Below are 26,786 nucleotides of genomic sequence, written 5' to 3' on the forward strand. Positions count from 1 at the left end.
AAATTTTGCGAAGAAATCAGTGGAGCTAATCAACTTTTTCTCTGTTTATTAAAGGAAGTGAGCAAAATTCTTGCAATTTGTTCTCGTAAGAACTAAAATAGTTCTCATGAGAATTAAAAGAGGGAGTAAAAATGTGAAAAATGATAAAAATTCTACCTAACATTCCGATTGGAAATAGGGAAGACAAAAGAAAAGTGATACGAATGAACAAATAGAAATGAGGATATATGTTTTTAGCAATTGAAGAAATGCGTCAGAGTAAGCTCCGTTATGGCTTGGTTCTGGGGTTATTAGTACTGATAGCCTATCTGGTTTTTTTCCTGACAGGATTGGCCTATGGCTTGATGCAACAAAATAGGGCAGCAGTTGATAAATGGCAGGCAGATACAGTCTTGCTCTCATCAGAGGCCAACAAGTTGATGACAGCTTCGCACATTGATAGTCGCTTAGCAGATGATGTAGTAGCTGATGAGAAGGCGCTCCTCAAGCAACAAGCAGGTGCAGCGTGGGTAAAAAAGGATGCAAGTTCTGACGATAAGGAAAAAATTAGTGTATTTGCCATTGAAAAGGGCTCCTTTATAGAACCGAATATCGTAGAAGGGCGTTTGTTTGAAAAGGCACACGAGATCGTCGTTGATAAATCCTTAGGAGAAAAAGAAGGTTTTGAACTAGGAAAAAGGATTTACCTCTCTGCTTTTGATGAACCTGTGACCATTGTTGGATACACAGATCGTGCAGCCTTTAGTGTCGCTCCAGTTGTCTATATGGACTTTGACGATTTACCAACAACGAGTAAGGTGCCAAATCAAGCTGATGTTACCTTGATGAGTGCAATGATTGTTCGAGGGGATGTGACTGCTTATCCAGAAGAATTGGAGAAATTAACGACTGCTGATTTTATCGAACATCTTCCAGGTTATAAGGCGCAAAATGTGACCTTTGCCTTTATGATTGGTTTTTTGGTTGTGATTGCTGCCATTGTAGTTGCTATCTTCCTCTATGTCTTGACAACGCAAAAAGCACCCATTTTTGGTTTGATGAAGATTCAAGGTTTATCAAATGGGTTTATTTCAGCGAGTGTCGTAGCACAGACCTTCTTACTTTCTGGATTTGGTACGCTTCTTGGTCTCGTCTTGACTTATCTGTCCTCCCTTGCTCTTCCAAGCGCTGTTCCCTTTGAGAATAATTGGCTTTTCTATGGAGGGGTGGGTATTTCCTTAATTTTCTTTGCCTTAATGGGTGCTAGCTTCTCTGTTCGCTCCATTTTTAAAGTCGATCCATTGCAGAATTTATCCTAGGAGGAAAAAGATGAGTACCTTAGTATTTGAAAACATTAGTAAACAATTTCAGGACGGAGAGCAGATGATTACTGCTCTGAAACCAACGAATTTTAGTGTAGAAGCTGGAGAATTTGTAGCGATTATCGGACCATCTGGATCTGGAAAAAGTACTTTTTTGACCTTGGCAGGTGGTTTGCAAACTCCGTCAGAGGGGCGGATTATCATTAATCAAGCAGATTATTCTGATTTACCAGAAAAGAAACGGGCCCAGCTTCGTTACCGAGATATTGGTTTTATCCTCCAATCCTCTAATCTGATCCCTTTTTTGACGGTAGAAAAACAGTTGGAATTGGTAGACCGTGTTAATAAGCGTCCCAATAAGGAAAAGAGAGAACAATTGCTAGCAGAGTTGGATGTAGCACACTTAAAAACAAAATTTCCCAAGGATTTATCCGGAGGAGAGCGCCAACGAGTGGCGATTGCCCGCGCTTTATATAATGATCCAGCCTTGATATTAGCAGATGAGCCGACAGCCAGTTTGGATACGGAACGAGCTTTTGAAGTCGTAGCGCTCCTTGCTAAAGAAAGTAAAGAACGCCATAAATCCATTATCATGGTCACCCACGATCACCGGATGATTGAAGAGTGCGATAAGGTGTATGAAATGAAAGACGGTGTTTTAACGCTGGTGCGATAAGAAACTCTAAAAAAATCGCTAGAAATCAATCTAGCGATTTTTTAGATAACATGACGATCAAATGGGTCATCTGAAATTCCTTGTTCTAAAATCAGTTTTGCCCATTCCTTGGCGGAAAACAGGCTGTGATCCTTGTAGTTACCACAGGATTCAATCGTTGTTCCTGGGACCTCTTCCCAAGTAGTGGTTGTTGCAATTTCAGAAAGAGCATCTTTGATAACCTGCGCAATTTCAGTTGTCGTGTGTTGTCCCCACATAATCATGTGAAATCCTGTCCGGCAACCAAATGGAGAGCAATCAATCATGCCGTCGATCCGGGTACGAATTAATTTTGCAAGTAAGTGTTCAATCGTATGGATCCCAGCAGTCGGGATGGAGTCCTCGTTGGGCTGTACCAAGCGAATATCGAAATTAGAAATCACATCTCCTTTAGGACCTGTTTCCTCGCCAATCAAACGCACATAAGGGGCTTTGACAATCGTATGGTCCAATTCAAAACTTTCAACAATAACTTCTTTAGTCATAGAATTCTCCTTTAATTTCCTAAGGGTATTATAGCATAAATTTATAAAAAATGCAGGGGACAAATCCCATGACGTAAAAAATGGGAGCGATAACATTTTAAAAATTTAATTTGTGAATTTTTCAATTTTATGATAAAATAGTTAAGGATTTTTAAATTCATATAACATTTAATGAGGTGAAAGCATGGAAATGATTTTTGCAGTTGTTTTCGCCATCATCATTGGTTTAGCCATTGGATATATCAGTATTGCAGCCAGAATGAAATCACTCAAAGAAGCTGCAGAACTGACGCTTTTAAATGCTGAACAAGAGGCAACTAATTTACGTGGACAAGCAGAGCGTGAAGCGGACTTGATTTTAAAAGAAGTTCGTCACGAAAGCAAGTCCCTTAAAAAAGAAGCACTATTAGAGGCAAAAGAAGAAGCCAGAAAATATCGAGAGGAAGTTGATGCAGAATTTAAGTCTGAACGTCAAGAATTAAAGCAATTGGAGAGCCGCTTGACAGAGCGTGCGACCAGCCTTGATCGTAAAGATGATAATTTAACCAACAAAGAAAAAACACTCGATCAGAGAGAACAAAGTATTTCTGATAAGGCGAAAAACCTTGATGAACGCGAGGGCAAGCTGTCAGAGCTCGAAGAGCAAAAAGCAGCGGAACTAGAGCGCGTCGCCGCTCTTTCGCAACAAGAAGCCAAGGATATCATTCTAACGCAGACAGAAGAGAAATTGACCAAGGAAATTGCAACGCGGATTCGTGAAGCAGAACAAGAGGTCAAGGAACGTTCGGACAAGTTAGCCAAGGATATCTTGGTACAAGCAATGCAGCGAATTGCTGGAGATTATGTAGCAGAGCAGACCAATTCGACGGTGCATCTGCCAGATGATAGCATGAAAGGTCGGATTATTGGTCGTGAAGGCCGAAATATTCGAACCTTTGAGAGTTTGACAGGGATTGATGTCATTATTGATGACACACCAGAAGTGGTGACCTTGTCGGGATTTGACCCTGTTCGTCGTGAAATTGCACGAATGACGATGGAAACGCTGCTGAAGGATGGACGGATTCATCCAGCTCGGATTGAAGAGTTGGTGGAAAAAAATCGTTTGGAAATTGACAATCGTATCCGCGAGTATGGAGAGGCAGCTGCTTATGAGATTGGTGCTCCAAATCTCCATCCAGATTTGATGAAGATTATGGGACGCCTGCAATTCCGGACGTCATACGGTCAAAATGTCCTCCGTCATTCGATTGAGGTGGCCAAACTCTCTGGCATTATTGCAGGAGAATTGGGCGAAAATGTTAATTTAGCCAAGCGTGCAGGCTTCCTGCATGACATTGGAAAAGCCATTGACCGTGAAGTGGAAGGTAGCCACGTTGAGATTGGAACGGAATTAGCCCGTAAGTACAAGGAACATCCAGTAGTGGTGAACACTATTGCTAGTCATCATGGAGATGTTGAGCCAGATAGCGTCATTGCTGTCATTGTGGCGGCAGCCGATGCCTTGAGTGCCGCTCGCCCAGGAGCTCGAAGTGAATCCCTTGAAAGCTACATCAAACGACTCCATGATTTGGAAGAGATTGCCAATAGCTTTGAAGGTGTTAAGACCAGTTTTGCCTTGCAGGCCGGTCGTGAGATTCGGATTATGGTTCATCCTGGTCAGATTAAGGATGATAAGATTACCATTTTGGCTCATCAAGTTCGGGAGAAAATTGAGAATAACTTGGATTATCCAGGAAATATCAAAGTCACTGTTATTCGTGAACTGCGGGCAGTTGATTACGCTAAATAAAAAAGAGAAGAGGTTGGGTTATCAGATCCCAGCCCTTTTCATTTGTAGGGAGAAATTATCCTGAGTGCCGGTTTGCTAGGAGAGATAGTGGATGCTTCAAAAGGCTGATTTTTTGGCATTTAAAAGCTATTTGCATGTTCTATATTAGAGTGATAATCTGGAAAATTGGGATGGCTTCTGCTCTCTTAGTCATTTCTTGTTTCCTCAAAGAAAAAAGAGTTGAAAAGTAGGCGTTTTTTTGATAGACTAGAGAGAAAGATTGCGAAGGAGATATAATGGCAGAACGTGGTTTGTTAATCGTTTTTTCTGGCCCTTCTGGGGTTGGGAAAGGAACGGTTCGGCGTGAGATTTTTGAAAGTTCCAAAAATCAATTTCAATATTCTGTATCGATGACGACTCGTCCTCAACGTCCTGGTGAAGTGGATGGCGTGGATTATTTCTTTAGAACACGTGAAGAATTTGAAGAGTTGATTCGTCAAGGTCAGATGTTGGAATATGCGGAGTATGTAGGTAATTACTACGGCACTCCCTTGACCTATGTCAATGAAACGCTGGATAGAGGCATTGATGTCTTTCTTGAAATTGAAGTTCAAGGAGCCCTTCAAGTAAAAAAACGCGTTCCAGATGCTGTATTTATCTTTTTAACCCCACCAGATTTAGAGGAATTACAGGATCGTCTGGTTGGGCGTGGGACAGATAGTGCTGAGGTCATTGCTCAGCGAATTGAAAAGGCAAAAGAAGAAATTGCTTTGATGCGAGAGTATGACTACGCAATTGTCAATGACCAAGTGGCTTTGGCTGCTGAGCGGGTCAAACGTGTCATTGAAGCAGAGCATTTCCGGGTTGATCGGGTTATTGGTCATTACCAAGATATGCTAAAAGGGATAAAAAATTAGAAAATAGGTAAGAGATATGATGTTAAAACCTTCTATTGACACTTTGTTAGACAAGGTGCCATCAAAGTATTCATTGGTTATCTTGGAAGCCAAACGAGCGCATGAGTTAGAAGCTGGGGCTAAGCCAACTCAGGAATTCAAATCCATTAAATCAACCTTGCGTGCGTTGGAAGAAATTGAATCAGGAAATGTTGTGATTCATCCAGATCCAGAAGCCAAGCGTGAGGCTGTTCGTCGCCGTGCAGAAGAAGAGCGCCGTCGTCAAGAAGAAGAAGAGCGCAAGATTAAAGAACAAATTGCCAAAGAAAAAGAAGAAGGCGAAAAAATTTAAGCTAGTTTTAGCCAAGACAGGTACTTAGAGGAGTGAGGGGGAACAAAAATGACTGATTTTTGCGTTCTTTTCACTCTTTTTCTATTGTTGCTAGTAGAATAGGAGGTGAAGAAATGCGTGTTGCAAAAGTGATTGTGGATGTTCCTTTGATGCAGACCGACAAACCCTACCATTATGGTGTTCCCGATGAATGGCTGGAGTGGCTGGAGATCGGCATGCGGGTTCATGTGCCGTTTGGAAAGGGAAATCGCTTGATTCAAGGAATAGTGGTGGGTTTTTCAGATGAAGTAAAAGAAACACTTAAACCTATCGCTGAAGTCTTGGATTTTTCTCCTGTGTTGAATACGGAGCAGTTGTGGCTGGCAGATGAGCTGAGAAAGACTGTTTTTTCTTATAAAATCACCCTCTTGAAGGCTATGTTGCCTAGTTTCTTGAATTCGAGTTATGATAAATTGTTATTCAAAGAAGAGGGCTTGTCTGAGTTAGATGACAAAGAGATTTTCCAAAATCAAGAGAGCATTCGTTTTTCTTCTCTCGATGTGGTCTTACAAGCTCGAGTGATGCGGTTGGTGCGGCAAGGTGTCATTCGATTGGAGTATCAAGCGGTTGACCAAAAGCATATCAAGATCGAACATTGGTATCAGGTACATGCAGAAGATTTAGCTAGGGTCGTATTTTCCAATCGTGCGAAGAAGCGTCAGGAATTGCAAAGGTATTTGTTAGAACATAGGGAAGAGGGAAATGTAGCGAAGCTTCGGAAGACATTTTCTCGTGAAGTGGTCAATCACTTTATTTCGGAAGGTTTTCTCAGTCTGTTCGAACGTGAAGTTGAACGCTCCAGTGCTTATTTTGAGGATATTGCCTCAACAACGGCTCTTGTTTTAAATGATGAGCAAGCCAAGGTTGTTAAAAACGTTGTGGAAAAGATTGGAACCACTTCTTCTCCTTTTTTGTTGGAGGGGATTACGGGAAGTGGCAAAACAGAAGTTTATCTTCAAATTATTGAGGAAACCTTGAAGCGTGGTAAGACTGCCATTGTTTTGGTGCCAGAGATTTCCCTGACCCCACAGATGACCAATCGCTTTATCGGGCGTTTTGGGAAAAAGGTGGCTATTTTGCACTCGGGTTTATCCAAGGGCGAAAAATACGATGAGTGGCGTAAGGTCGAACGTGGTGAAGCTCAAGTCGTTGTAGGGGCTCGCTCGGCTATTTTTGCCCCCTTGAAACAAATTGGAGCCATTATCATTGATGAAGAGCATGAGGCGACCTATAAGCAGGATTCGAATCCTCGCTACCATGCACGGGATGTGGCTATTTTGCGGGCACAATATAATCAAGCCGTCCTAGTCTTAGGCTCTGCGACGCCGAGTTTAGAAAGTCGTGCCAGAGCAGGCAAGGGAGTATATGAGTTTTTACAGTTGACAAGAAGAGCCAATCCAATGGCACGTGTGCCTGCTGTGGAAGTGATCGATTTTAGGGATTACATTGGTCAGCAAGAGGCTAGTAATTTCACACCGGTTTTGATTGAGGCCATTCGCGACCGTTTAGAGAGACGAGAGCAGATTGTATTGATGCTCAATCGGCGGGGCTATTCTTCCTTTGTCATGTGTCGAGAATGCGGAACGGTGGATACTTGCCCCAACTGTGATATTTCCTTGACCCTTCATATGGATACCAAGACGATGAATTGCCATTATTGTGGATTTTTTAAAGAAATTCCTAAGCTTTGTTCTCAATGTAGCAGTTCGAGTATCCGCTACTATGGCTCAGGTACCCAGAAGGCCTACGATGAGTTAGCAGAGATTTTTCCAGAAGCTAGGATTTTACGGATGGATGTCGATACGACACGGAAAAAAGGAAGTCATGAGACGATTTTAGAGGCTTTTGGCAATGGCGAAGCCGATATTTTATTGGGAACTCAGATGATTGCGAAGGGCTTGGATTTTCCAAATGTGACCTTAGTGGGTGTGTTAAATGCTGATACAGCTTTGAATTTACCTGATTTTCGTTCCTCAGAGCGAACTTTTCAGCTCCTGACTCAGGTGGCTGGTCGTGCGGGGCGAGCAGAAAAAGAGGGGCGAGTTTTGATTCAAACTTACAATCCCCAGCATTATGCCATTTCTTTTGCCAGGGCTCAGGATTATGAAGGATTTTACGCTTATGAAATGGGCATTCGCAGAAAGCTAGGCTATCCGCCTTACTACTATACGATAGGGATTACCCTGTCAAACAAAAGCGAGGAAGAGGTTATCAAACGAGCTTATCAAGTGATGGCTATTTTGCAAAGTGGTCTATCTGAGCAAATTCAAATTTTAGGGCCAACGCCTAAACCGATTGCACGAACGCATAATCTCTACCATTATCAGATTATTCTCAAGTATCGGTTTGAAGATGAGTTGGCTGCAACCTTGAATCGCGTGTTGGATTTTAGTCAAGAGAAGGCTAACAAAGATTTGCGTTTGATGATTGATCAAGAGCCACAGCAGTTTATGTGAGAATAGAAAGGATTACACAAGGATGACAAAATTGATTTTTATGGGGACACCTGCATTTTCAGCAACAGTGCTAAAAGGCTTGTTAGGAGATGATCAGTATGAGATTCTAGCGGTGGTGACCCAGCCAGATCGTGCGGTCGGCAGAAAAAAAGAAATTCGAGTGACACCTGTCAAAGAAGTAGCTTTGGCACATAACCTACCAGTTTACCAACCAGAAAAATTATCTGGTAGTCCAGAATTAGACGCATTGATGTCGCTAGGTGCAGATGGCATTGTCACCGCAGCATTTGGGCAATTTTTACCGACAAAATTGTTGAATAGTGTCCATTTTGCAGTCAATGTCCATGCTTCTCTTCTTCCCAAATACCGTGGTGGAGCACCGATTCATTATGCCCTTATCAATGGAGAGAGCGAGGCTGGTGTGACCCTTATGGAGATGGTCAAGGAAATGGATGCTGGTGACATGATTGCCAAGCGTGCTATTCCAATTACAGACGAGGACAATGTCGGGACCTTGTTTGAGAAGTTGGCAGTTGTAGGTCGTGATTTATTGCTCGAAAATCTTCCTGCTTATGTAGCGGGAGAGTTAAAACCAGAAGCACAAGATCCAAGCCAAGTGACCTTTTCGCCCAATATTAGCCCAGAAGAAGAGCGACTTGATTGGACTAAGACCAATCGACAAATCTTTAATCATATTCGTGGAATGTACCCATGGCCGGTAGCCCATACCTTATTAAAGGGGGAACGCTTTAAGATTTATGAAGCTAGGCTTGCAGAAGGTTCTGGAAGACCAGGGGAAATCATTGCACTTTCTAAAAAGGAATTAGTGGTGGCGACAGGTCAGGGAGCCATTGCTCTAAAAACAGTTCAGCCAGCAGGCAAGCCTAGAATGGGGATTGCAGATTTTCTAAATGGATTTGGCCGTAAACTAGCAGTAGGAGATCGATTTGGTGAATAAAAAAGATACAGCACGATCGCTTGCTTTAAAGCTTTTAGGACAGGTTTTTGATGAGGGAGCCTATTCCAATTTGGCTCTCCAGCAAGCTCTATCCTCATCGAATTTATCCGAAAAAGATAAGGGACTGGTGACAGAGTTGGTTTATGGGACGGTGATGCGAAAAATCACTCTGGAATGGTATCTGGCACATGTGATTGAGGACCGAGATAAACTGGATTCTTGGGTCTATTACCTGCTCATGATGAGCCTGTATCAGATGCTCTACTTGGACAAAATTCCCAACCACGCGATTGTCAACGAAGCGGTCGAGCTGGCCAAAAAAAGTCGTGGGACTGATCGATTTGTGAATGCCATTTTAAGGAAATTAATCGATACGGAATTACCAGACCCTGCGACCATTAAACGAAAAAATAAACGCTTATCCATTCAGTATTCCTTGCCTGTTTGGCTCGTGAAAAAGCTGATAGAGGAATACGGCGAAGAACGGGCTATTATGATTTTCGAGAGCTTATTGGTACGAAATAAAGCAAGTGTCCGTGTCACAAATCCAGACGATGTAGAAACAATAAAACAAGAAACGAATGCAGAAACTTCTCTCTTGTCAGCGGTTGGTTTAGTCAAATCCAGTGGTCATTTTGCAGGGACAGCTGCCTTTCAAGAAGGACGGATTACGATTCAGGATGAAAGTAGCCAACTCGTTGCACCGACCCTTGCTCTTCAAGGAGAAGAAACGGTGCTAGATGCCTGTGCAGCTCCGGGTGGTAAGACCACGCATATTGCCAGCTATTTGACCACGGGAACAGTGACAGCTCTTGATTTGTACGACCATAAACTAGCCTTGATTGAGCAAAATGCCCAGCGACTAGGTGTGGCGGATAAAGTCATGACGAAAAAGCTAGACGCTAGAGAAGTCTTTGAAGCATTTGGTGCAGATGCCTTTGACAAAATTTTAGTTGATGCTCCTTGCTCTGGTATTGGGCTGCTGCGTCGCAAACCAGACATCAAATACAATAAGGAAACGGCAGATTTTACCCGTTTGCAGGAAATTCAGCTAGAGATATTAAACAATGTTTGTCAAAGTGTGCGAAAAGGTGGTATAATAACCTATAGTACCTGTACGATTATCTCAGAAGAAAATATGCAGGTGGTCAAACAATTTTTAACAGACCATCCAGCATTTGAACAGGTAAAACTCGAGCATGACAGACAGGATATTGTAAAAGATGGTTGCATTCTCATCACCCCTGAACTCTATGGAAGTGATGGCTTCTTTATCAGCCAATTTAAACGAATCGTCTAATAGGAGGACAAAACGAGTATGGAAATTGCATTACTAACAGACGTTGGGCAGAAACGCACCAACAATCAAGATTATGTGAATCAATTTGTCAATCGTGCAGGAATGAGCATGGTGATCTTAGCTGATGGCATGGGCGGTCATCGTGCAGGAAATATTGCTAGTGAGATGGCAGTCACCGATCTAGGTGCAGCTTGGGTCAATACACAGATTTCTACCATTAACGAAGTTCGGGAATGGTTTGCCCACCACATCGAAGAAGAAAATCAAAAAATTCATCAATTTGGTCAAGATGAGGCCTATAAAGGCATGGGAACAACTCTTGAAGCTCTTGCCATTATTGGCAATCAAGCGATTTATGCCCATATTGGTGATTCACGGATTGGCTTGATTCGTGGAGAAAACTACACACAATTAACCAGCGATCATTCGCTTGTTAACGCTCTATTAAAAGCCGGTCAGTTGACGCCAGAAGAGGCAGAGCGACATCCGCAACGCAATATCATTACCCAGTCTATTGGGCAAAAAGATGAGGTAGAACCAGACGTTGGTATGGTCAGTCTAGATATTGGTGACTATCTTGTATTAAACAGCGATGGTCTCTCCAATATGATTTCAGATAGTGAAATTTATGATATTGTGACCAGCGATATTAGCTTGGCGGACAAGGCAGAGACCCTGATTCGCTTTGCCAATAATGCTGGTGGGCTGGATAATATCACCGTAGCCCTTGTTCACGTGACTGAGGAGGACTTGGCATGATTCAAGTCGGCAAAATTTTTGCTGGACGGTATCGAATCATCAAGCAAATAGGCCGTGGGGGGATGGCAGATGTCTATCTCGCTAAGGATCTTATTTTAGATGGACAAGAGGTTGCGGTAAAGGTTCTTAGGACCAATTACCAGACCGATCCGATTGCAGTGGCACGCTTTCAACGTGAAGCCCGTGCCATGGCAGATTTGGATCACCCGCATATCGTTCGGATAACGGACATTGGAGAAGAAGACGGTCAACAGTATCTTGCAATGGAATATGTGGAAGGACTGGATTTAAAACGTTATATTAAAGACCGAGGCTATCTAACTAATGAAGAAGCAGTTCGGATTATGGGGCAAATTCTCTTAGCTATGCGTTTGGCACATACGAGAGGTATTGTTCACAGAGATTTGAAACCGCAAAATGTCTTGTTGACACCTGATGGCAATGCCAAGGTGACCGACTTTGGGATTGCAGTGGCATTTGCAGAAACCAGTTTGACGCAGACCAATTCGATGCTGGGGTCTGTCCATTACTTGTCTCCAGAGCAAGCACGTGGCTCCAAAGCAACGGTTCAAAGCGATATCTATGCGATGGGAATTATTTTCTACGAGATGTTAACCGGTCATATTCCTTATGATGGGGATAGTGCTGTTACCATTGCTCTTCAGCATTTTCAAAAACCGCTCCCTTCCATCATCAGCGAAAATCCTCGTGTACCACAAGCTTTGGAAAATGTCGTGATTAAGGCAACGGCCAAGAAATTACCAGACCGCTACCAGTCGGTAGCAGAGATGTATGTCGATTTATCGAGTAGCCTTTCTTATGAGCGACGAACGGAAGCTAGACTTCTCTTTGATGATGCCGGAAAAGCAGATACCAAAACTTTACCAAAAATGCCCCAGCCTCCTTTGCAAGAAGCGTCAGCAAGAGTGGCACAAACAGAACCAACGACACCGAATAAGGCTCCGATTTCGCCAAATTTGTCCAGTAAGCCTAAGAAAAAACGTCGCTTACGAACAAGATACAAGGTGTTGATGTTAGCAGTTTTCTTGGTTTTAGCAGCCTTAGGTGCGTTAATCTGGTTAAGCCCATCCAGTACTACGGTCCCAGAAGTCAATGGCCAGACTGTTGCCCAGGCTCGCTCAGCCATTGAAGAGGCGGGCTTAAAGGTCGGTAAAGAAAAAACAGAAAAGCATGATGACATTGCTGCTGGGACAGTCATTCGAACAGAACCCAAGGCAGGGACCCAACGTCGCGAAGGAACCAGTGTTGATTTAGTGATTTCAGAGGGGCCAGATACCTTTTCTATAGCCAATTATATCGGTTGGAAAAAGACAGATGTCATCAATGACTTGGTTCAAAATCACAAGATTTCACAAGAAGTCATTCGAATTGAAGAAGTAGAGACCAATGATTATGAAGCTGGAACGGTCATTGAACAAACGCCAGAAGCACGAACGATTTATAATCGAGCAGATAAACAGCGTATTACGCTGCGTGTCGCAAAAGAAATGGCCAATACCAGCATGCCAAGTTATCTTGGGTCCAGCTACGAATTTGCTGTGCAAAATTTAACACAAATTCTGGGAGTTAAGGAAGCAAATATCGAAAGACGAACAACGGCCAATCCAGATGATAATCCTTATGGATATGCGGCAGGTTTGATTGTCAAACAAACGCCAGACGTTAATGCGAACTTTAGCCTAAAGAGTGCACGAATCGTTCTTTATATTTACGAACCGAAAGAAGATCCTTCTACCGCTCATTCAGAATCCAGCAGTCGTTCCTCTAGTGAACGCCGCAGTAACTCAAGTACAGAAGAGAGCAGTGATACGCAACCTTCTTCCACGGTATCGTCTAGCACGATTGAATAAGAAATCCTAAAAAGAATTGGGTGGCTGCCCAGTTCTTTTTGTAATTTCTGCTAGAGTAGTCCGGTAATCGATGTAGTGCTCTATAAAAATCAACCTCTGACTAGGTTCTACAATTAAGAATTGTGGAAGGTGTAGATAAAACTAGGGTAGCTTGTGTCCTAAAAACTGCTGGTAGAACTAGAGTTCAGCTGAGTATTATTTCATAATCCTTATTTCCAACGAGTTTGGGAGAAACCAAGGTGAGTTAACAACGTCAGATTTTGAAGGGTGACGAGTACAAAAAAATTAACTATCATTTTTCAGTATTTAGCGTGTTCATAATTTATAACAGTGAGGCTAGATTTGACAGATGCAAAGTTAGTGATTTCCTACTTCAGAAGGAGGAAAAATCATAGAATTTTGATACAATAGAGGGAGAAAGGATACGGATATGCGGAAATTGCAATTTTTTCTATTGGTTGAGGCGATTTTATTAAGCCTTGCACTGGTAACGATTTTATCGGGGCATTTTTCGCGATTGCTCCTCTTTTTGGTTCTCTTTCTGTTGTTTGTTTATTACTATTTTGGCAAGCAAAAAACAAATGTATTATTGGTTGGTTCCAGTTTATTGCTCTTTTTTGCCATGATGCTCAATCCCTTTGTCATTGCTGCCATGCTATTTGCCCTTGTGTATGGGATGATTGTGGCTGCTCCTTATCTTTATAAGGAAGATACGACGACTGACCTAGTATTTGAGGATACTCTTGGAAAAAAGACGGAGAAAAATCGTTGGCTAGGAAATTTGCATCATTTTGCAGAGCAAAAGCAGTGCCGATTTGACGATATTAATCTGTTTCGTTTCGCCGGACAGGACACGATTCATCTGGAAAAAATCATCGTTGCCCAGCATGATAATGTGATTATCCTACGAAAAATAGCTGGGAATACAAAAATTATCCTACCGGTGGATGTCGGGGTTCGTTTAAATGTCAATCATCTTTATGGAGAATTGACCTTCTTGGATCAGCCCGTCTATGACCTCCGCAATGAAAATCTAACGCTTACGACGCCAGACTTTGAAACAGCTAATAAGACTGTCAAGATTGTTCTTGCGACCTTTGTAGGAAATGTAGAGGTGGTGAGACGATGAAAAAAGCCTACTATGCTTTAACCTCGATTTATATCTTTTTGGTGATTGGCTTTTTACTTTACTATCTGTTTAATCTTTTTGGACTGGATTGGGCTTTTATTGTTGGGGATTTGGAGCGGATAGAAAAGTTTGTTTTCTTCATGTGTGTGGTAACCCTGTCCTTGGCTTGTTTGATTTTTTTATTGATCAAAACCCTGCGTTATTTGCTATTTAGTCAAGTACAAACAAATTTACAGAGTATTCTTTCTGGGAAATCCTTAAAGTCCTTTGATGTGAGCGATGTGGACCAATCTTTTCAGGAATTGCGAGAGAAGTACCAAACTCTGGCTGAAAATGTGCAGAAGTCTGAAAATAAAGCCTTGCAGCTAGAGGAAGTGATTGTTGAAAAAGAACGCAAGCGTATTGCGCGAGATTTACATGATACCGTGAGTCAAGAATTATTTGCAGCAACCATGATTTTATCCGGTGTCAAAGGTCAGGCAGGGAAAATAAGTCAGGAGCAACTTGGTCTGCAGTTAGATAGCGTTGCAGGATTATTAGATACAGCTCAAAAAGATTTGCGGATTTTGCTCCTTCATTTGCGTCCGATGGAGCTGGAAGGGCGGAGTTTGGTTGCCGGACTAGAGCTTATCTTAAAGGAATTGACAGATAAGAGCGAGATTGAGGTTCATTTCAAACACCGAGTGGAAGAAATTCCTAAGCAAGTAGAAGAGCATATTTTTCGGATTGCTCAGGAAATCATTAGCAATACGCTACGCCATGCTAATGCCTCTCGGTTAGATGTCTACCTTTATCAAATGGATCAAGAGCTGCAGTTGAAAATGGTTGATGATGGCATTGGCTTTGAACAAGGAAAGACCGATGAGCTAAGCTATGGATTGAAAAATATCGAGGAGCGAGTGCAGGACATGGCAGGTGAGTTGCAACTACTGACAGCTCCCAAGCAAGGAGTATCCATCGCTATACGAGTACCATTGTGGAAAGGGAAAAATCATGAAGATTTTATTGATTGACGATCATGAGATGGTCCGTCTGGGACTAAAAAGTTATTTGGATATGCAAGAAGATGTAGAAGTCATCGCGGAAGCTTCCAATGGCCGTGAAGGGGTGGAGAAAGCCTTGGAGTTTCGACCAGATGTGGTTGTGATGGATATTGTCATGCCAGAGATGGATGGGATTGAGGCAACCCTAGAGCTGCTTAAAAAATGGAAGGAAGCAAAGATTGTGATATTGACTTCTTACCTGGATAATGAAAAAATCTCTCCTGTCCTAGATGCGGGAGCTAGGGGCTATCTTCTGAAAACATCCAGTGCGGACACTATTTTGGCTGGTATTCGAAAAGTGGCGAAGGGAGAGCTAGCTATCGAGACCGAGGTGAAGAAAAAAGTAGAGAATCGGCGAAATCAGCTAGCCTTGCATGATGAGTTAACCGCACGAGAACGCGATATTCTAGGTCTGCTCGCAAAAGGGTATGAAAATCAACGGATTGCAGATGAACTGTTCATCTCTCTAAAAACGGTAAAAACCCATGTTTCTAATATTCTTGCGAAATTAGAGGTGAGTGACCGCACACAGGCAGTTGTCTATGCCTTTCAACATCATTTAGTGCCACAAGAAGAAATTTAATGGTATAATAGAAAAAGCACGTTTTAACTATCGAAGGTTAATGTTCATAGAGTTAAGACGATTAGAGGGAGAAGGAATGAACGCCAAATTAAAATACAAAGCAAAGAAAATTAAACTGGTCTTTTTTGATATTGATGATACCTTGCGAGTGAAAGAAACTGGCTATATGCCCGAGTCGATTCAGACGGTTTTTAAGCAATTACAGGACAACGGAATCATGACGGGCATTGCCACAGGTCGAGCAGGCTTTGGTGTAGTTCCTGAAATCAAGGCTCTGAACCCAGATTTTTTGGTCACCTTAAATGGTGCTCATGTTGAAAATAAGAAGGGTGAGGCAATTTATCAACATATATTAGAAAAAGATTTGGTGGAAGAGTACGTCCACTGGGCAAAGGAAGTCGGGATTGATTATGGATTTATCAACAATGCTGAGGCAGCTTTGTCCAATCGCAACGAGATGATTAGCGAAGCCATGGATGTCATTTATCAAGATTTACCAGTCAATCCAGATTTTTATCAGGAACAGGATGTTTATCAACTGTTTACATTTGAGAACCGAGGAGATAGCCTGGCGTTGAAGGATGATTTATCCGAACAGCTTCGTTTGGTTCGTTGGCATGAACACTCATCCGATGTTGTCGCTATTGACGGCTCAAAAGCAGTGGGTGTCGCCAAAGTAGTTGAGCATTTGGGATTGAAACCAGAAAATGTCTTGGTTTTTGGAGATGGACTCAATGATTTGGAGCTATTTGATTACGCTGGGATGAGCATTGCAATGGGGCTTGCCCATGAGAAAGTCAAGGAGGCTGCAGATTATGTAACAGAGACGGTCGAAGAAGACGGTATTTTCAAAGCCTTGGAGCAGCTTGGCTTGGTTGAGGCAGAATTGCAATTTCCTCAATTAGATGTGGAACATACAAAAGGGCCAGTAGCGACAATTCATACCAACCATGGAGAGTTGCGTATCAAGCTCTTTGCTGACCATGCTCCAAAAACAGTCGCAAACTTTGTAGCTCTAGCAAAAGATGGTTACTACGATGGTGTGATTTTCCACCGAATTATTGAAGATTTCATGATTCAAGGGGGAGATCCGACTGGTACTGGTATGGGTGGTGAGTCCATTTATGGAGAAGCTTTTGAAGATGAATTTTCACCAGAGTTATACAATATTCGCGGAGCCCTTTCCATGGCCAATGCGGGACCAAATACCAATGGCAGTCAATTCTTTATTGTTCAGAACTCTTCTCTTCCTTACTCTAAAAAGGAATTAAGTCGCGGAGGTTGGCCTGAGGCTATTGCGGCTGTCTATGCAAAAGAAGGAGGAACTCCTCATCTGGATCGTCGTCATACGGTATTTGGCCAATTGATGGATGAAAAGTCTTATCAAACACTCGATGCGATTGCAGCTGTGGAGACAGGAGCTATGGACAAACCTTTGGAAGACGTCATCATAGAAGGGATTGAAGTGATAGAGGCATGAAAATCGGTGATAAATTGACAGGAAAAATCACAGGAATTCAGCCTTACGGTGCCTTTGTTGAATTGGACAATCAAGTGGTAGGCTTGATTCACATCTCTGAGATTAAGACAGGCTATATTGCAAATATTCATGAGTTGTTGCAACTTGGACAGGAAGTTCAGGTTCAAGTGGTCGATTTTGATGAATACACTCAAAAAGCTAGTTTATCTATGCGAACGTTGGAAGAGGAAAAGCACAGACTTCCTCGTTATCACCGCTTCTCAAATGCTCATCATAAGTATGGCTTTGCCCCTCTGGCTAAACAGCTACCGATTTGGATAGAGGAAAGCTTAACCTTCCTAAAAGAGAGACAATAGAGAAAACCAAAATATTTTACCTAAAAATCTAGGAGAACTGAAAATGTTTGCTTCAGTTCTCTTGTTTGATTTTTTTGCTTTCTTGTATAATGTAGGAACCAAAAAAATCCATGCGAATAATTCTTTAAGAGTTACTTGCATGGATTTTTAAGATTATAAGGAGTTAGTCAATTGGGAAATCGTAAAGTGCGGTAGAGAGGTAGCGTTCCCCATTATCTGGGGCAATCGCAAGGACTGTTTTTCCTTTCCCTAGTTTTTTAGCGACTTCAATGGCTGCAAAGATAGCGGCTGCAGAGGAGATTCCTACAAGGAAGCCTTCTTGCCCACCGATTTCACGACCCAATGCAATCGCTTGGTCAGACGCTACACGGACAATCCCGTCATAGGCATTGGTATCAAGGGTATCAGGGATAAAGCCAGCTGAAATTCCTTGGATTTTATGAGGTCCAGGTTGTTCGCCTGATAAGATAGCTGATTCATTTGCTTCCACTGCAAAGACTTGAAGTTCTGGACGAGCAGCTTTCAAAGTACGAGCAACACCAGAGATGGTTCCCCCCGTTCCTACTCCTGCTACGAAGGCGTCAAGTGCTTGGCCGTCAAAGGCTTCCAGAATTTCCACGCCTGTTGTTTTTTCATGGATTTCTGGATTAGCAGGATTGTTGAATTGAAGCGGTAGAAAACCATTTCTTTCCTTCGCAATTTCTTGTGCTTTGGCAATAGCTCCCTTCATTCCTTCGCTACCTGGAGTTAGGACGAGCTCAGCTCCATAGGCTTGGATAATTTTACGGCGTTCCACACTCATGGTTTCTGGCATGACAATGACGACCTTGTAGCCTTTGGCAGCACCAACCCAAGAAAGTCCAATACCTGTATTGCCACTCGTTGCTTCGACAATAGTTGCACCGGGCTGTAAAATACCGTCTTGCTCTGCTTTTTCAATCATACTAAGGGCAATCCGGTCCTTGACAGAAGAGCCAGGATTAAAGGCCTCTAGCTTGACATAGACATCAGCGGCGTCTTTAGGCACAAGGCGGTTTAGTTTCACAATTGGTGTCTGCCCAATTAAATCTGTAATCGTTTGATAAATAGCCATATCAATACCTCTTTTCTTTAGAATGACTTCTACTAACCAGTATAGAACGAGGGGGCAGATTTGTAAAATATAAAAAAGTTATCGCGGTGATAACTTTTTCTTATCTTATAGAGCAACAGGGACTTCTACCTCCCTTAATCCTTGGTCGTAGCACTGGATTTTCCCATGGAAAAATTCAACCAGTCCGCTCTTGATGGTTTCTTTTTCTTCCTTATCAACATAGATGAGGGAAGAAACCTGGTCTGTGAACTCTGTTTCGTATTCCTCTAAAGACATTTCTTTGAGGAAATTGGGGAATTCTTGATATTGGCTGTAGGTCATGGTAATTGCAAGCCCTGCCTGTTCTTTAATATCAACCAGCCCGATTTCCTTTACAGCCAAGGCGACACTGCCAGCATAAGCTCGAATTAGCCCTCCAGCTCCTAGCTTAATTCCGCCAAAATAGCGAGTTACAACGACGCAGATGTTGGTGAGATTGTGATTTTCTAGGACCCCCAGCATAGGGACGCCAGCTGTTCCACTAGGCTCCCCATCATCGCTGGTTCGTTTGATTTCACTCTTTTCCCCGATGATAAAGGCCGAGCAATTATGGGTGGCCTTATAGTGTTCTTTTTTTATCTGAGTAATAAAATCTCGAGCTTCTTCCTCGGTTTCCACACGTTTCACATGGCAAATAAAGCGAGATTTTTTGATGTCTTCTTGGACTTGACCGTCCTCTTTGATTGTTCTGATTTCCATAGTCCTATTGTACAAAAAAACTTCTTTTTTGCCAAACTCTACGAATGAATAGGTATGATGGAAAGAAAAGATTGTTTAGGGCGTTTGTTTACTAGCCAGCAGTTACCAGAGGAGTTGCGAGACATAGCAGAGCGGCTTCCTAGCATGGTGGAGTCTAAGGGGGAGTTGCGGTGCAGTCGTTGTTGGAGTCCTGTGGATAAGGAATTATCCAGGCTGCCTGTAGGGGCTTATTATTGCCGAGAGTGTTTGTTATTAGGTCGTGTTCGTAGCGATGAGCCTCTCTATTATTTTCCACAGGAAGCCTATCCTTCTCAGCAGGTTTTAAAATGGACAGGGCAGCTGACAGAGTTTCAACATAAGGTTTCAGAAGGGCTACTTGCGGCATGGGAAAAAAGAGAGAATACCTTGGTTCATGCGGTCACAGGTGCTGGAAAGACAGAGATGATTTATCCCTTGGTTGCTAGTGTGATTGATAGCGGAGGAGCTGTTTGTATGGCCAGTCCACGAATTGATGTCTGCTTGGAGTTGTATCGTCGGTTAAAAGAAGATTTTTCTTGTCCCATTTCCCTCCTTCATGGGGAATCAGAACCCTATTTTCGGAGTCCTCTAGTCATTGCTACTACTCATCAGTTATTAAAGTTTTATCAGGCGTTTGATTTGTTGGTCGTTGATGAGGTGGATGCTTTTCCCTATGTGGATAATCCTATGCTTTATCACGCTGTTTCCCAATCGGTCAAAAAAGATGGTCAGACTGTTTTTTTGACAGCTACCTCAACAGATGAATTGGATAGAAAGGTTCGAAAAGGAACTTTGAAACGTCTCAGTTTGCCTCGCCGCTTCCACGGCAATGCGCTCATCGTACCGCAGAAGGTTTGGTTGGCAAATTTTCAAACCTATCTGTCAAAAAATCAACTTCCTCCAAGATTGGAAAAAATGATTGATCAGCAGAGGAGGACTGGCTTTCCCTTGTTAATCTTTGCATCGGAAATCAAGCGAGGGCAAGCATTTGCAGCTGTTTTACAGAAATATTTCCCAGATGAACGTGTGGGGTTCGTCGCCTCAACCACGGAAAATCGCTTAGAATTGGTCGAGCAATTTCGCCAGAAGGAATTAACCATCTTGGTGTCTACAACTATTTTGGAGCGAGGAGTTACTTTTCCTTGTGTAGACGTCTTTGTACTTGAAGCCAATCATCGCTTGTTTACACGAAGTGCCCTGGTACAAATCAGTGGCCGTGTGGGACGGAGTATGGAGAGGCCAACAGGTGCTCTCTATTTCTTTCAAGATGGCACCAATCAAGCGATTGAAAAAGCCATTCAAGAAATTAAACAGATGAATCAGGAGGCAGGATTATGAACCATTGTTTGCTTTGTCACCATCCCTTGAAACAACACTATCGTTTTTTAGACCTTCTTCTTTTGAAGAAGCAGGCTGTTTTTACCTGTGATACTTGTATGTCAGAGTTTAAGGAGATTGGCGAGCAGCATTGTGAACGTTGCTGGAAAGAAGGAGAAGATGTACTTTGTTCTGATTGTCAAGAGTGGGAGAAAAAGGGAGAAATGATAGAGCATCAAGCCTGTTTTCGCTACAATCAAGCCATGAAAGAATATTTCAGTACCTATAAATTTCAAGGTGATTATGCTCTTCATCGAGTATTTGCAAGGACTTTTTCCCGTGCTTTAAAGCCGTACCAAAAGGAGTTTACACTGGTTCCCATACCTGTGAGCAGTCATCGATTTCAAAAAAGAGGGTTTAATCAAGTAACGGCTTTTTTAGAAGGAGCAAAGCTCTCTTATAGTGACTTGTTGGAAAAAGAGGATAGCCTTGCCCAATCTAGTAAAACGCGAGAAGAAAGGTTGCAGACCCAACAGGTATTTTCAATCCGAGATTTGAAAAATCTTCCAGAGAAAATCCTTTTGATTGATGATATTTATACGACAGGAGCTACACTTCATTTAGCAAAGAAACTTCTTTTGGAAAACGGGGTGAAAAGAGTACGGACATTTTCACTTGCACGATAAGAAAATACTTGCGAAAAAAGAATGAAAGCGTTATAATAGAATAAAGAAAACAAAATGTTTAGAAAGAAGGTACTGATATGATTAAATATAGTATCCGTGGCGAAAATATCGAAGTAACAGAAGCAATCCGTGACTACGTAGTTTCTAAACTTGAAAAAATTGAGAAATACTTCCAAGAATCTCAAGAACTTCATGCGCGTGTAAACTTGAAGGTTTATCGTGAAAAGACAGCAAAAGTTGAAGTGACAATTCCGCTTGGGTCAATTACTCTTCGGGCAGAGGATATTTCTCAAGACATGTATGGGTCTATTGACCTTGTAACTGATAAGATTGAGCGTCAAATCCGCAAAAATAAAACAAAGATTGAGCGTAAAAACCGTAGTAAAGTAGCGACTAGCCAGCTCTTTACAGATGCTCTTGTCGAAGATGCGGATACAGTGGGAGCAAAAGTTGTTCGCTCAAAACAAATTGATTTGAAACCAATGGATTTGGATGAAGCCCTTCTTCAAATGGAGCTATTGGGCCATGACTTCTTTATCTATACAGATGTAGAAGATAATTCGACTCATGTCCTTTATCGCCGTGAAGATGGTGATGTTGGTTTGTTAGAAGTCAAATAAATTTTTAGTCCCTCAGAGATTTCTGGGGGATTTTTCTCAAGATAAATAGGAGAGGAGACAAGGATGAACTATATTGAATTTGGCACAGAAAAAAAGGAATTGTCACAAATTGTTCTGGGAATGATGAGAATTTCTCAGATGAGTGTTAAAGAAGTCGAAAAGTTAGTAGAAACTGCGCTGTCTGTTGGAATCAATGCCTTTGATTTAGCAGATATCTACGGTCGGGGAAAGTGTGAAGAGATTTTAGGGCAAGTATTGCAGAATCGACCAGATTTACGAGACCAGATGTGGATTCAGTCCAAATGTGGGATTCGAATAGAGGAATTTACTTATTTTGATTTTTCCAAAAAACATATTCTTGACTCTGTGGATCAGATTTTACAACGGTTGAAGATTGACCAATTGGATTCGCTTTTATTGCACCGACCAGATGCGTTGATGGAGCCTGAGGAAGTGGCTGAGGCATTTCAATTGTTGACGGAGCAGGGGAAAGTCCGTGATTTTGGAGTTTCCAATCAAAATCCGATGATGATTGAATTGTTAAAAACTCGAATCAAGCAGCCTTTAGTCACCAATCAATTACAGCTCAGTGCTGCTTTTACGCCAGCCTTTGATGCAGGATTTCATGTCAATATGGAAGATTCTGCGGCAAATATGCGAGATGGTAGTGTGTTTGAATATTGCCGTCTTCAAGATATGGTGATACAGGCTTGGTCTGTTCTCCAGCATGGATATTTCGAAGGGATCTTTTTGAATTCTGAAAAATATAGTCGGTTAAATGAAGTGTTACAGCGCCTTGCCTTGGAATATGGTGTTAGCCCAACGGTGATTGCACTTGCTTGGATTTTACGCTATCCAGCAAAAATGCAAGCGATTATAGGAACCACAAACATCGAACGAGTCCGTGATGCAGCAGAAGCAACTACTATCTCACTAACTCGAAAAGAATGGTACGAGATCTATCTAGCAGCAGGCAAGTCTCTGCCTTAGTATTAATGCAATGAATTTTTGATGGATGGCTTATGTAAAAAGAATCTGTGACAAAAAGATTTTGATTTTTAAAATTCTTTATCATTAAATCTAAAATTTGGTAAATCAGACATAAAAAAACGAACAAGACAGGATTCTTAAATTCAGAAAACTAGCTTTGTTCGTTTTTTATATTTAGGGTTGGACTTTTATCTTAATCTGTTAAATCATGTGATTTTTAGTCTGTTTAGCTCCGTAGGTATGAAACAAGTAATCCGTAACAAAATCAGAAATTTTTGTATAATAAATTTCTAGCAAAGGAACTGACCTCTTGCTCAAACCAATGAATGACAGCAGGCACTCAGAGCTAAAAGGAATGCCTAACACCATAGAAAAATTCAGGATTTTATCCTTTACTTTGAGCCTTATATTTTAACAGCAGTAGTAATTCATACTCATCAAAAATCAAAATCTGACATCACTCGCTCACTCTAGTTCTATCCGTGGTTTTTAGAACACAAGCTACGCTAGTTTTATCGATAACCTTCCACAATTCTCACTTGTGGAACCTAGTCAGATTTTGATGTTTAGAGAGTATCAGTAGACTTCGCCCATCAAACCGTAGGAAATGTATTAAATCACTACTTTTGATCCCAACAACAATAAGTATGTTTCTGTTTCAATATACTAAAAAAGACAAACATCAGAATTGATGTTTGTCTACATTTTGACCACTCGTATGAATAACAGCGAGTGGTTTTGTGATAGATAATCATTATTTCTTCATTCGATAAGAGAGATAGAGAGCTATGAGGGAGATAATACTAAAGCTAGCCCAAGCGATGTCCATATTCCAAAGGGCAAGGCTGGTGAAGAGCATGGTGCCAGCTGGAATAGAGAAAGAGAAAAGAAAACTCAGGAAGGAGGATGTCTGGGCGAGGACATTTGACGGGACACTGCTAAGGAGCATGCTTTGGATTTTAGGATTTACCTTGTAGAGCAGATAGATCATAAAGGCAATGAGGGTTAGGGAAATAAGAGCAGACAGATGAAGGAAATTACTAAGTCCCAACCCAATCATGCTGAAGGCTATCCAAATGATGATCGTTTCAATGGACTGTTTGGCAAAATAATCATTGGGTGTAAGGCTTGACAGCACCATACCCACAATGTTGATGATTTCGATGAGAAAAAGAGATTGACTGAAGGTGAGACCAAAGAGCGGATTGTCCAAGAGATAGAGGTTATAAAGTGCTGAGATGGATCCGCCAAGAGCATTGACAGCTAAAATTGCAAAGAGCAGAGAGAGAAATCCGCCATTGTCTGTTTGATTGAAAATGAGCTTGGCATTGCTATAGATAGATTTCAAACGTTCGGTGAATGAAACTTCCTCCTCAGCAGTGTCAACAGTCTCGTAGGTTAATTGGCTACGGACAAAGTAGAGAATACTGGAAGAAAGAAGAAAGGCAAGGGCATTGACCAAGGCAACGAGGGTGAAATTTTGGTGACTGATAGCTAGGAGCCAGACCCCGATACCTTGACCAATCAGTCCGCAAGCCACGGAGAGCAGTTGGGTGAAGGAGTAGGATTCCATCAAGTCTTCTTCAGCGATATTTTTTTGAATCATGGGCATTTGTAGGCCACTTCGAAAATCACTGAGCATATCTGAGAAGATATTAAAGAGACAGATGATGGAAAAGGCCAAGTAGGTAGGAGTTTTGGTTAGTAGTGCAATGGCTAAGAAAATCCCAGCCTGCAAATAGCCAATCTGAATGAGCCATTTGGCTTTTTCTTTAGTTTTATCAGCCTTGATTCCAACAAAAATCGTAAAGAAGGTCGGGATGAGGACGATGATATTTGCGAGGGCAATAGCACGACTTGGATTGGGCATGCTGGCTGCAAAAACTACAAATACCAAATTGTAAATGCTAGCTCCTGTCGTATTGAAAAAGCGAGATAGACTGATAAAGGCGAAAAATTTATTTCGAAGAGCAAGTTTCATAAGATTCTCCTTTGTATATCGTTTAGAAAGAGTGTTCTTTCTGCTTGTTTTTATTATACATTAAATGAATGAAATTGGAAATAAGTTGCATATTTTCAACGATATTTTTCAAAAAGATGGTTAGTCCTTCGTGAGTAGCTCTTTCATGGCTTCTTGATAGTAGCATAAGCTGTCCTTGCATGCCAAGATGTCAAATATGCTAAGGGCTTTCGTCATGAGGCTCTTTCCTTGTGTTTGATCTTCAAATTTATAAACAAACATACCTTTGGCAAAGAGATAAACGGTTCTCAGATAGGTTTCGTTTTCCTTATAGAAATGTTCTTGGATTTTTTCATCAAAATATCTGGCGAGCTTTAGGTTATCTTTTTCAATACAAAGAAAAAATCCATTTAAGAGTATGTTGTGAATGAAGGTGCTGTGGGATTCTAGAGCATTTTGCGTATCCACATGCTCAAGCATCTCTGTCGCATATTGGGAGTAGAGTTTAGGAGATAGGAAGGGAGTGCAGCTAGAAAAGAGTCGCAGTTCATAGTTTCCCCAATGCTCGATAGAAAAAAGGTAGTTATAGAGAAAATCCATTTCTTCTTTCGTGGCTTTGACGTGGCTTGAGTCGATTCCTTTCATGAAAGCCTTGATATGAAGGGCATTTAGCCTGTGGATGTCTTGCTTATTCGCTTGATAAAGTTCTATTTCCTATTGATAAAGTCGGTGGAGCTTACTGGTATCTGTCACATCTAAAGCCTGTTCAAGCTGTTTAAAAATTGCCTTGTTAGGTTGCACCTGATAGGAGCGACAGAGAAAGACAAATTCTTCAATATCAGTGTGAATATTCTCCAAAAGAGCGACTAATTTTTGGGCACCGATGTCATGATTACCACTCTCAAAGCGAGAGAGCATGGACTTGGAGCAAATATCGCCAGCTGCTTGTGTGAGAGATAGCTGATGTGAAACACGGATCTGTTTAAACACCTCTCCGAATGATTTCATAAAAACACCTTTCTTACATTGGAATTAGTATACCAAAATTTCAAGGAAACATGATATAATAAAAGAAAAAAAGGAAATGACAATGAAGCTCAATATTCAAGAAATTAAGAAAAATTCTGAGGGTCTTTCTTTTGACCAACAGTTGGAGCTGGCAGAAGCATTAAAAGCTCGAAATGCGGAGATTTTAGATGTGAAAGAGATTGCGGTCAAAGGAACGGTTCGCTACGAAGACGCCCTTTATTTTTTAGATTATACTCTTTCTTATACCATTGTACTGGCGTCTAGCCGAAGTATGGAGCCTGTGGCGAAAAAAGAAACTTATCTGGTTCAGGAGATCTTTATGGAGACAGATAGCAGTCCTGTCAAACAAGAATTGATCGAAGAAGAGCTGGTTTTACCGATTGAGGGAGATGATATTGATGTATCAGAAAGCGTTGCAGACAATATTTTACTAAATATTCCTTTAAAAGTCTTGACGGAAGAGGAAGAGCGGTCTGCGGATATGCCTTCTGGGCAAAATTGGCAGGTCTTGACGGAAGAGGACTACGAACGTCAGCAAAAAGCTCAAAAAGCAGAAAATAGCCCCTTTGCCGGTTTGCAGCAGCTTTTTGACGAAGACTAACAAGCATGAGGACAGAAAACAACTCGAATGATTAAAAATGGCTCGCTTTCTAGCTTACAGACTAATCCCTTAGATGATTTCAGTCCCGCTCACATAGTTGAGTAAACTTAGCAAGCGAACATTTTGTCCACCAATCACTGCCTTCAACTGCTTTGCTTAATTCCTATATGAAAGGCTGGACTTTTAGTTCAGCTTTTTTGGCGAGTGGGAATTTCAAGTGAAATACTTTTCTTTAAGTCT

Annotated in this window: 26 protein-coding genes; 20 read left to right on the forward strand and 6 right to left on the reverse strand. The window is 41.7% G+C overall.

Annotated elements, in window-relative coordinates:
• Positions 1–227: 227 nt before the first annotated feature.
• Together BFM96_RS04985 and BFM96_RS04990 are read left to right on the forward strand one after the other, a co-directional pair.
• On the forward strand, positions 228–1,298 hold the full coding sequence (locus tag BFM96_RS04985) for an ABC transporter permease (protein ID WP_068991117.1): 1,071 nt from the start codon (positions 228–230) through the stop codon (positions 1,296–1,298).
• A 10-nt stretch (positions 1,299–1,308) separates the two neighbouring features.
• Positions 1,309–1,977: an ABC transporter ATP-binding protein gene (locus tag BFM96_RS04990; protein ID WP_068991119.1), complete on the forward strand. Its 669-nt coding sequence runs from the start codon at positions 1,309–1,311 to the stop codon at positions 1,975–1,977.
• 41 nt (positions 1,978–2,018) lie between these two features.
• Here BFM96_RS04990 and BFM96_RS04995 read toward each other — a convergent pair whose 3' ends face one another.
• On the reverse strand, positions 2,019–2,501 hold the full coding sequence (locus BFM96_RS04995; protein WP_068991122.1) for an S-ribosylhomocysteine lyase: 483 nt from the start codon (positions 2,499–2,501) through the stop codon (positions 2,019–2,021).
• Positions 2,502–2,685: 184 nt separating this feature from the next.
• On the opposite strand from BFM96_RS04995, the gene BFM96_RS05000 reads away from it, so the two are divergent.
• From BFM96_RS05000 to BFM96_RS05060, 13 genes are all read left to right on the forward strand, one after another.
• Positions 2,686–4,293 (forward strand): ribonuclease Y, encoded by a 1,608-nt coding sequence (locus BFM96_RS05000; RefSeq protein WP_068991123.1) that lies wholly within the window; start codon positions 2,686–2,688, stop codon positions 4,291–4,293.
• Positions 4,294–4,565: 272 nt separating this feature from the next.
• Positions 4,566–5,189, forward strand: a complete 624-nt coding sequence (gmk, locus tag BFM96_RS05005; RefSeq protein WP_188595279.1) for a guanylate kinase — start codon at positions 4,566–4,568, stop codon at positions 5,187–5,189.
• 16 nt (positions 5,190–5,205) lie between these two features.
• Positions 5,206–5,520, forward strand: coding sequence for a DNA-directed RNA polymerase subunit omega (gene rpoZ, locus BFM96_RS05010; protein ID WP_068991129.1), 315 nt, complete (start codon positions 5,206–5,208; stop codon positions 5,518–5,520).
• A 113-nt stretch (positions 5,521–5,633) separates the two neighbouring features.
• Positions 5,634–8,015: a primosomal protein N' gene (locus BFM96_RS05015; protein WP_068991131.1), complete on the forward strand. Its 2,382-nt coding sequence runs from the start codon at positions 5,634–5,636 to the stop codon at positions 8,013–8,015.
• Between the two features lie 22 nt (positions 8,016–8,037).
• Complete coding sequence (gene fmt / locus BFM96_RS05020) at positions 8,038–8,973, forward strand: methionyl-tRNA formyltransferase (protein WP_068991134.1); 936 nt, start codon at positions 8,038–8,040, stop codon at positions 8,971–8,973.
• Positions 8,963–10,273: a 16S rRNA (cytosine(967)-C(5))-methyltransferase RsmB gene (gene rsmB, locus BFM96_RS05025; protein ID WP_068991137.1), complete on the forward strand. Its 1,311-nt coding sequence runs from the start codon at positions 8,963–8,965 to the stop codon at positions 10,271–10,273. The genes fmt and rsmB overlap by 11 nt, the downstream gene beginning before the upstream one ends.
• An 18-nt stretch (positions 10,274–10,291) precedes the next feature.
• The gene (locus tag BFM96_RS05030; protein ID WP_068991140.1) at positions 10,292–11,032 is read left to right on the forward strand and encodes a Stp1/IreP family PP2C-type Ser/Thr phosphatase; all 741 of its coding nucleotides are present in this window, start codon (positions 10,292–10,294) and stop codon (positions 11,030–11,032) included.
• Positions 11,029–12,903, forward strand: coding sequence for a Stk1 family PASTA domain-containing Ser/Thr kinase (gene pknB, locus BFM96_RS05035; protein WP_068991143.1), 1,875 nt, complete (start codon positions 11,029–11,031; stop codon positions 12,901–12,903). The genes BFM96_RS05030 and pknB overlap by 4 nt, the downstream gene beginning before the upstream one ends.
• A gap of 430 nt (positions 12,904–13,333) precedes the next feature.
• Positions 13,334–14,032: a cell wall-active antibiotics response protein LiaF gene (gene liaF / locus BFM96_RS05040; protein WP_068991146.1), complete on the forward strand. Its 699-nt coding sequence runs from the start codon at positions 13,334–13,336 to the stop codon at positions 14,030–14,032.
• Positions 14,029–15,045, forward strand: coding sequence for a sensor histidine kinase (locus BFM96_RS05045; protein ID WP_068991149.1), 1,017 nt, complete (start codon positions 14,029–14,031; stop codon positions 15,043–15,045). The genes liaF and BFM96_RS05045 overlap by 4 nt, the downstream gene beginning before the upstream one ends.
• Positions 15,026–15,658 carry a response regulator transcription factor gene (locus BFM96_RS05050; protein WP_068991152.1) on the forward strand — a complete coding sequence of 211 codons (633 nt, stop codon included), beginning with the start codon at positions 15,026–15,028 and terminating at the stop codon, positions 15,656–15,658. The genes BFM96_RS05045 and BFM96_RS05050 overlap by 20 nt, the downstream gene beginning before the upstream one ends.
• A gap of 76 nt (positions 15,659–15,734) precedes the next feature.
• Positions 15,735–17,138 (forward strand): bifunctional Cof-type HAD-IIB family hydrolase/peptidylprolyl isomerase, encoded by a 1,404-nt coding sequence (locus BFM96_RS05055; RefSeq protein WP_068991155.1) that lies wholly within the window; start codon positions 15,735–15,737, stop codon positions 17,136–17,138.
• The gene (locus BFM96_RS05060; protein ID WP_068991158.1) at positions 17,135–17,494 is read left to right on the forward strand and encodes a S1 RNA-binding domain-containing protein; all 360 of its coding nucleotides are present in this window, start codon (positions 17,135–17,137) and stop codon (positions 17,492–17,494) included. The genes BFM96_RS05055 and BFM96_RS05060 overlap by 4 nt, the downstream gene beginning before the upstream one ends.
• Before the next feature lie 163 nt (positions 17,495–17,657).
• On the opposite strand, the gene cysK is transcribed toward BFM96_RS05060, so the two are convergent.
• A complete protein-coding gene (gene cysK, locus BFM96_RS05065) occupies positions 17,658–18,587 on the reverse strand; it encodes a cysteine synthase A (protein ID WP_068991161.1) in 930 nt (309 codons plus the stop codon).
• 105 nt (positions 18,588–18,692) lie between these two features.
• A complete protein-coding gene (locus BFM96_RS05070) occupies positions 18,693–19,325 on the reverse strand; it encodes a YigZ family protein (RefSeq protein WP_068991164.1) in 633 nt (210 codons plus the stop codon).
• 54 nt (positions 19,326–19,379) lie between these two features.
• Here BFM96_RS05070 and BFM96_RS05075 point away from each other — a divergent pair, with 54 nt between their 5' ends.
• The 4 genes from BFM96_RS05075 to BFM96_RS05090 all read left to right on the forward strand — a co-directional run bounded on the left by BFM96_RS05075 (position 19,380) and on the right by BFM96_RS05090 (position 22,956).
• Complete coding sequence (locus BFM96_RS05075; protein ID WP_068991167.1) at positions 19,380–20,681, forward strand: DEAD/DEAH box helicase; 1,302 nt, start codon at positions 19,380–19,382, stop codon at positions 20,679–20,681.
• On the forward strand, positions 20,678–21,346 hold the full coding sequence (locus tag BFM96_RS05080; protein ID WP_068991168.1) for a ComF family protein: 669 nt from the start codon (positions 20,678–20,680) through the stop codon (positions 21,344–21,346). The genes BFM96_RS05075 and BFM96_RS05080 overlap by 4 nt, the downstream gene beginning before the upstream one ends.
• Before the next feature lie 77 nt (positions 21,347–21,423).
• Complete coding sequence (gene hpf, locus BFM96_RS05085; protein WP_068991173.1) at positions 21,424–21,966, forward strand: ribosome hibernation-promoting factor, HPF/YfiA family; 543 nt, start codon at positions 21,424–21,426, stop codon at positions 21,964–21,966.
• 63 nt (positions 21,967–22,029) lie between these two features.
• A complete protein-coding gene (locus tag BFM96_RS05090) occupies positions 22,030–22,956 on the forward strand; it encodes an aldo/keto reductase (RefSeq protein WP_068991176.1) in 927 nt (308 codons plus the stop codon).
• A 754-nt stretch (positions 22,957–23,710) separates the two neighbouring features.
• On the opposite strand, the gene BFM96_RS05095 is transcribed toward BFM96_RS05090, so the two are convergent.
• From BFM96_RS05095 to BFM96_RS10830, 3 genes are all read right to left on the reverse strand, one after another.
• Entirely contained in the window at positions 23,711–24,937 is a 1,227-nt protein-coding gene (locus BFM96_RS05095) for an MFS transporter (RefSeq protein ID WP_068991179.1), read from the reverse strand.
• Positions 24,938–25,057: 120 nt separating this feature from the next.
• Positions 25,058–25,561 (reverse strand): Rgg family transcriptional regulator, encoded by a 504-nt coding sequence (locus BFM96_RS05100; RefSeq protein WP_229676521.1) that lies wholly within the window; start codon positions 25,559–25,561, stop codon positions 25,058–25,060.
• 69 nt (positions 25,562–25,630) lie between these two features.
• On the reverse strand, positions 25,631–25,924 hold the full coding sequence (locus BFM96_RS10830; protein ID WP_083201745.1) for a helix-turn-helix domain-containing protein: 294 nt from the start codon (positions 25,922–25,924) through the stop codon (positions 25,631–25,633).
• Between the two features lie 82 nt (positions 25,925–26,006).
• On the opposite strand from BFM96_RS10830, the gene BFM96_RS05105 reads away from it, so the two are divergent.
• Complete coding sequence (locus BFM96_RS05105; protein ID WP_068991181.1) at positions 26,007–26,546, forward strand: YceD family protein; 540 nt, start codon at positions 26,007–26,009, stop codon at positions 26,544–26,546.
• The last annotated feature ends 240 nt before the right edge of the window (positions 26,547–26,786 follow it).

It is taken from the genome of Streptococcus himalayensis (assembly GCF_001708305.1).
Taxonomy (GTDB): domain Bacteria; phylum Bacillota; class Bacilli; order Lactobacillales; family Streptococcaceae; genus Streptococcus; species Streptococcus himalayensis.

Bases quoted from the DNA above. Each gene is read 5' to 3' on its own strand.
- BFM96_RS05080 (WP_068991168.1), top strand. From the start codon at position 20,678: ATGAACCATTGTTTGCTTTGTCACCATCCCTTGAAACAACACTATCGT.
- BFM96_RS05060 (WP_068991158.1), top strand. From the start codon at position 17,135: ATGAAAATCGGTGATAAATTGACAGGAAAAATCACAGGAATTCAGCCT.
- BFM96_RS05100 (WP_229676521.1), bottom strand. From the start codon at position 25,561: ATGAAAGGAATCGACTCAAGCCACGTCAAAGCCACGAAAGAAGAAATG.
- BFM96_RS05105 (WP_068991181.1), top strand. From the start codon at position 26,007: ATGAAGCTCAATATTCAAGAAATTAAGAAAAATTCTGAGGGTCTTTCT.
- BFM96_RS05000 (WP_068991123.1), top strand. From the start codon at position 2,686: ATGGAAATGATTTTTGCAGTTGTTTTCGCCATCATCATTGGTTTAGCC.
- BFM96_RS05090 (WP_068991176.1), top strand. From the start codon at position 22,030: ATGAACTATATTGAATTTGGCACAGAAAAAAAGGAATTGTCACAAATT.
- BFM96_RS10830 (WP_083201745.1), bottom strand. From the start codon at position 25,924: ATGAAATCATTCGGAGAGGTGTTTAAACAGATCCGTGTTTCACATCAG.
- hpf (WP_068991173.1), top strand. From the start codon at position 21,424: ATGATTAAATATAGTATCCGTGGCGAAAATATCGAAGTAACAGAAGCA.
- BFM96_RS04995 (WP_068991122.1), bottom strand. From the start codon at position 2,501: ATGACTAAAGAAGTTATTGTTGAAAGTTTTGAATTGGACCATACGATT.
- rpoZ (WP_068991129.1), top strand. From the start codon at position 5,206: ATGATGTTAAAACCTTCTATTGACACTTTGTTAGACAAGGTGCCATCA.
- BFM96_RS05070 (WP_068991164.1), bottom strand. From the start codon at position 19,325: ATGGAAATCAGAACAATCAAAGAGGACGGTCAAGTCCAAGAAGACATC.
- BFM96_RS05015 (WP_068991131.1), top strand. From the start codon at position 5,634: ATGCGTGTTGCAAAAGTGATTGTGGATGTTCCTTTGATGCAGACCGAC.
- BFM96_RS05050 (WP_068991152.1), top strand. From the start codon at position 15,026: ATGAAGATTTTATTGATTGACGATCATGAGATGGTCCGTCTGGGACTA.
- BFM96_RS05045 (WP_068991149.1), top strand. From the start codon at position 14,029: ATGAAAAAAGCCTACTATGCTTTAACCTCGATTTATATCTTTTTGGTG.
- BFM96_RS05030 (WP_068991140.1), top strand. From the start codon at position 10,292: ATGGAAATTGCATTACTAACAGACGTTGGGCAGAAACGCACCAACAAT.
- BFM96_RS04985 (WP_068991117.1), top strand. From the start codon at position 228: ATGTTTTTAGCAATTGAAGAAATGCGTCAGAGTAAGCTCCGTTATGGC.
- fmt (WP_068991134.1), top strand. From the start codon at position 8,038: ATGACAAAATTGATTTTTATGGGGACACCTGCATTTTCAGCAACAGTG.
- liaF (WP_068991146.1), top strand. From the start codon at position 13,334: ATGCGGAAATTGCAATTTTTTCTATTGGTTGAGGCGATTTTATTAAGC.
- BFM96_RS04990 (WP_068991119.1), top strand. From the start codon at position 1,309: ATGAGTACCTTAGTATTTGAAAACATTAGTAAACAATTTCAGGACGGA.
- BFM96_RS05095 (WP_068991179.1), bottom strand. From the start codon at position 24,937: ATGAAACTTGCTCTTCGAAATAAATTTTTCGCCTTTATCAGTCTATCT.
- pknB (WP_068991143.1), top strand. From the start codon at position 11,029: ATGATTCAAGTCGGCAAAATTTTTGCTGGACGGTATCGAATCATCAAG.
- BFM96_RS05075 (WP_068991167.1), top strand. From the start codon at position 19,380: ATGATGGAAAGAAAAGATTGTTTAGGGCGTTTGTTTACTAGCCAGCAG.
- cysK (WP_068991161.1), bottom strand. From the start codon at position 18,587: ATGGCTATTTATCAAACGATTACAGATTTAATTGGGCAGACACCAATT.
- BFM96_RS05055 (WP_068991155.1), top strand. From the start codon at position 15,735: ATGAACGCCAAATTAAAATACAAAGCAAAGAAAATTAAACTGGTCTTT.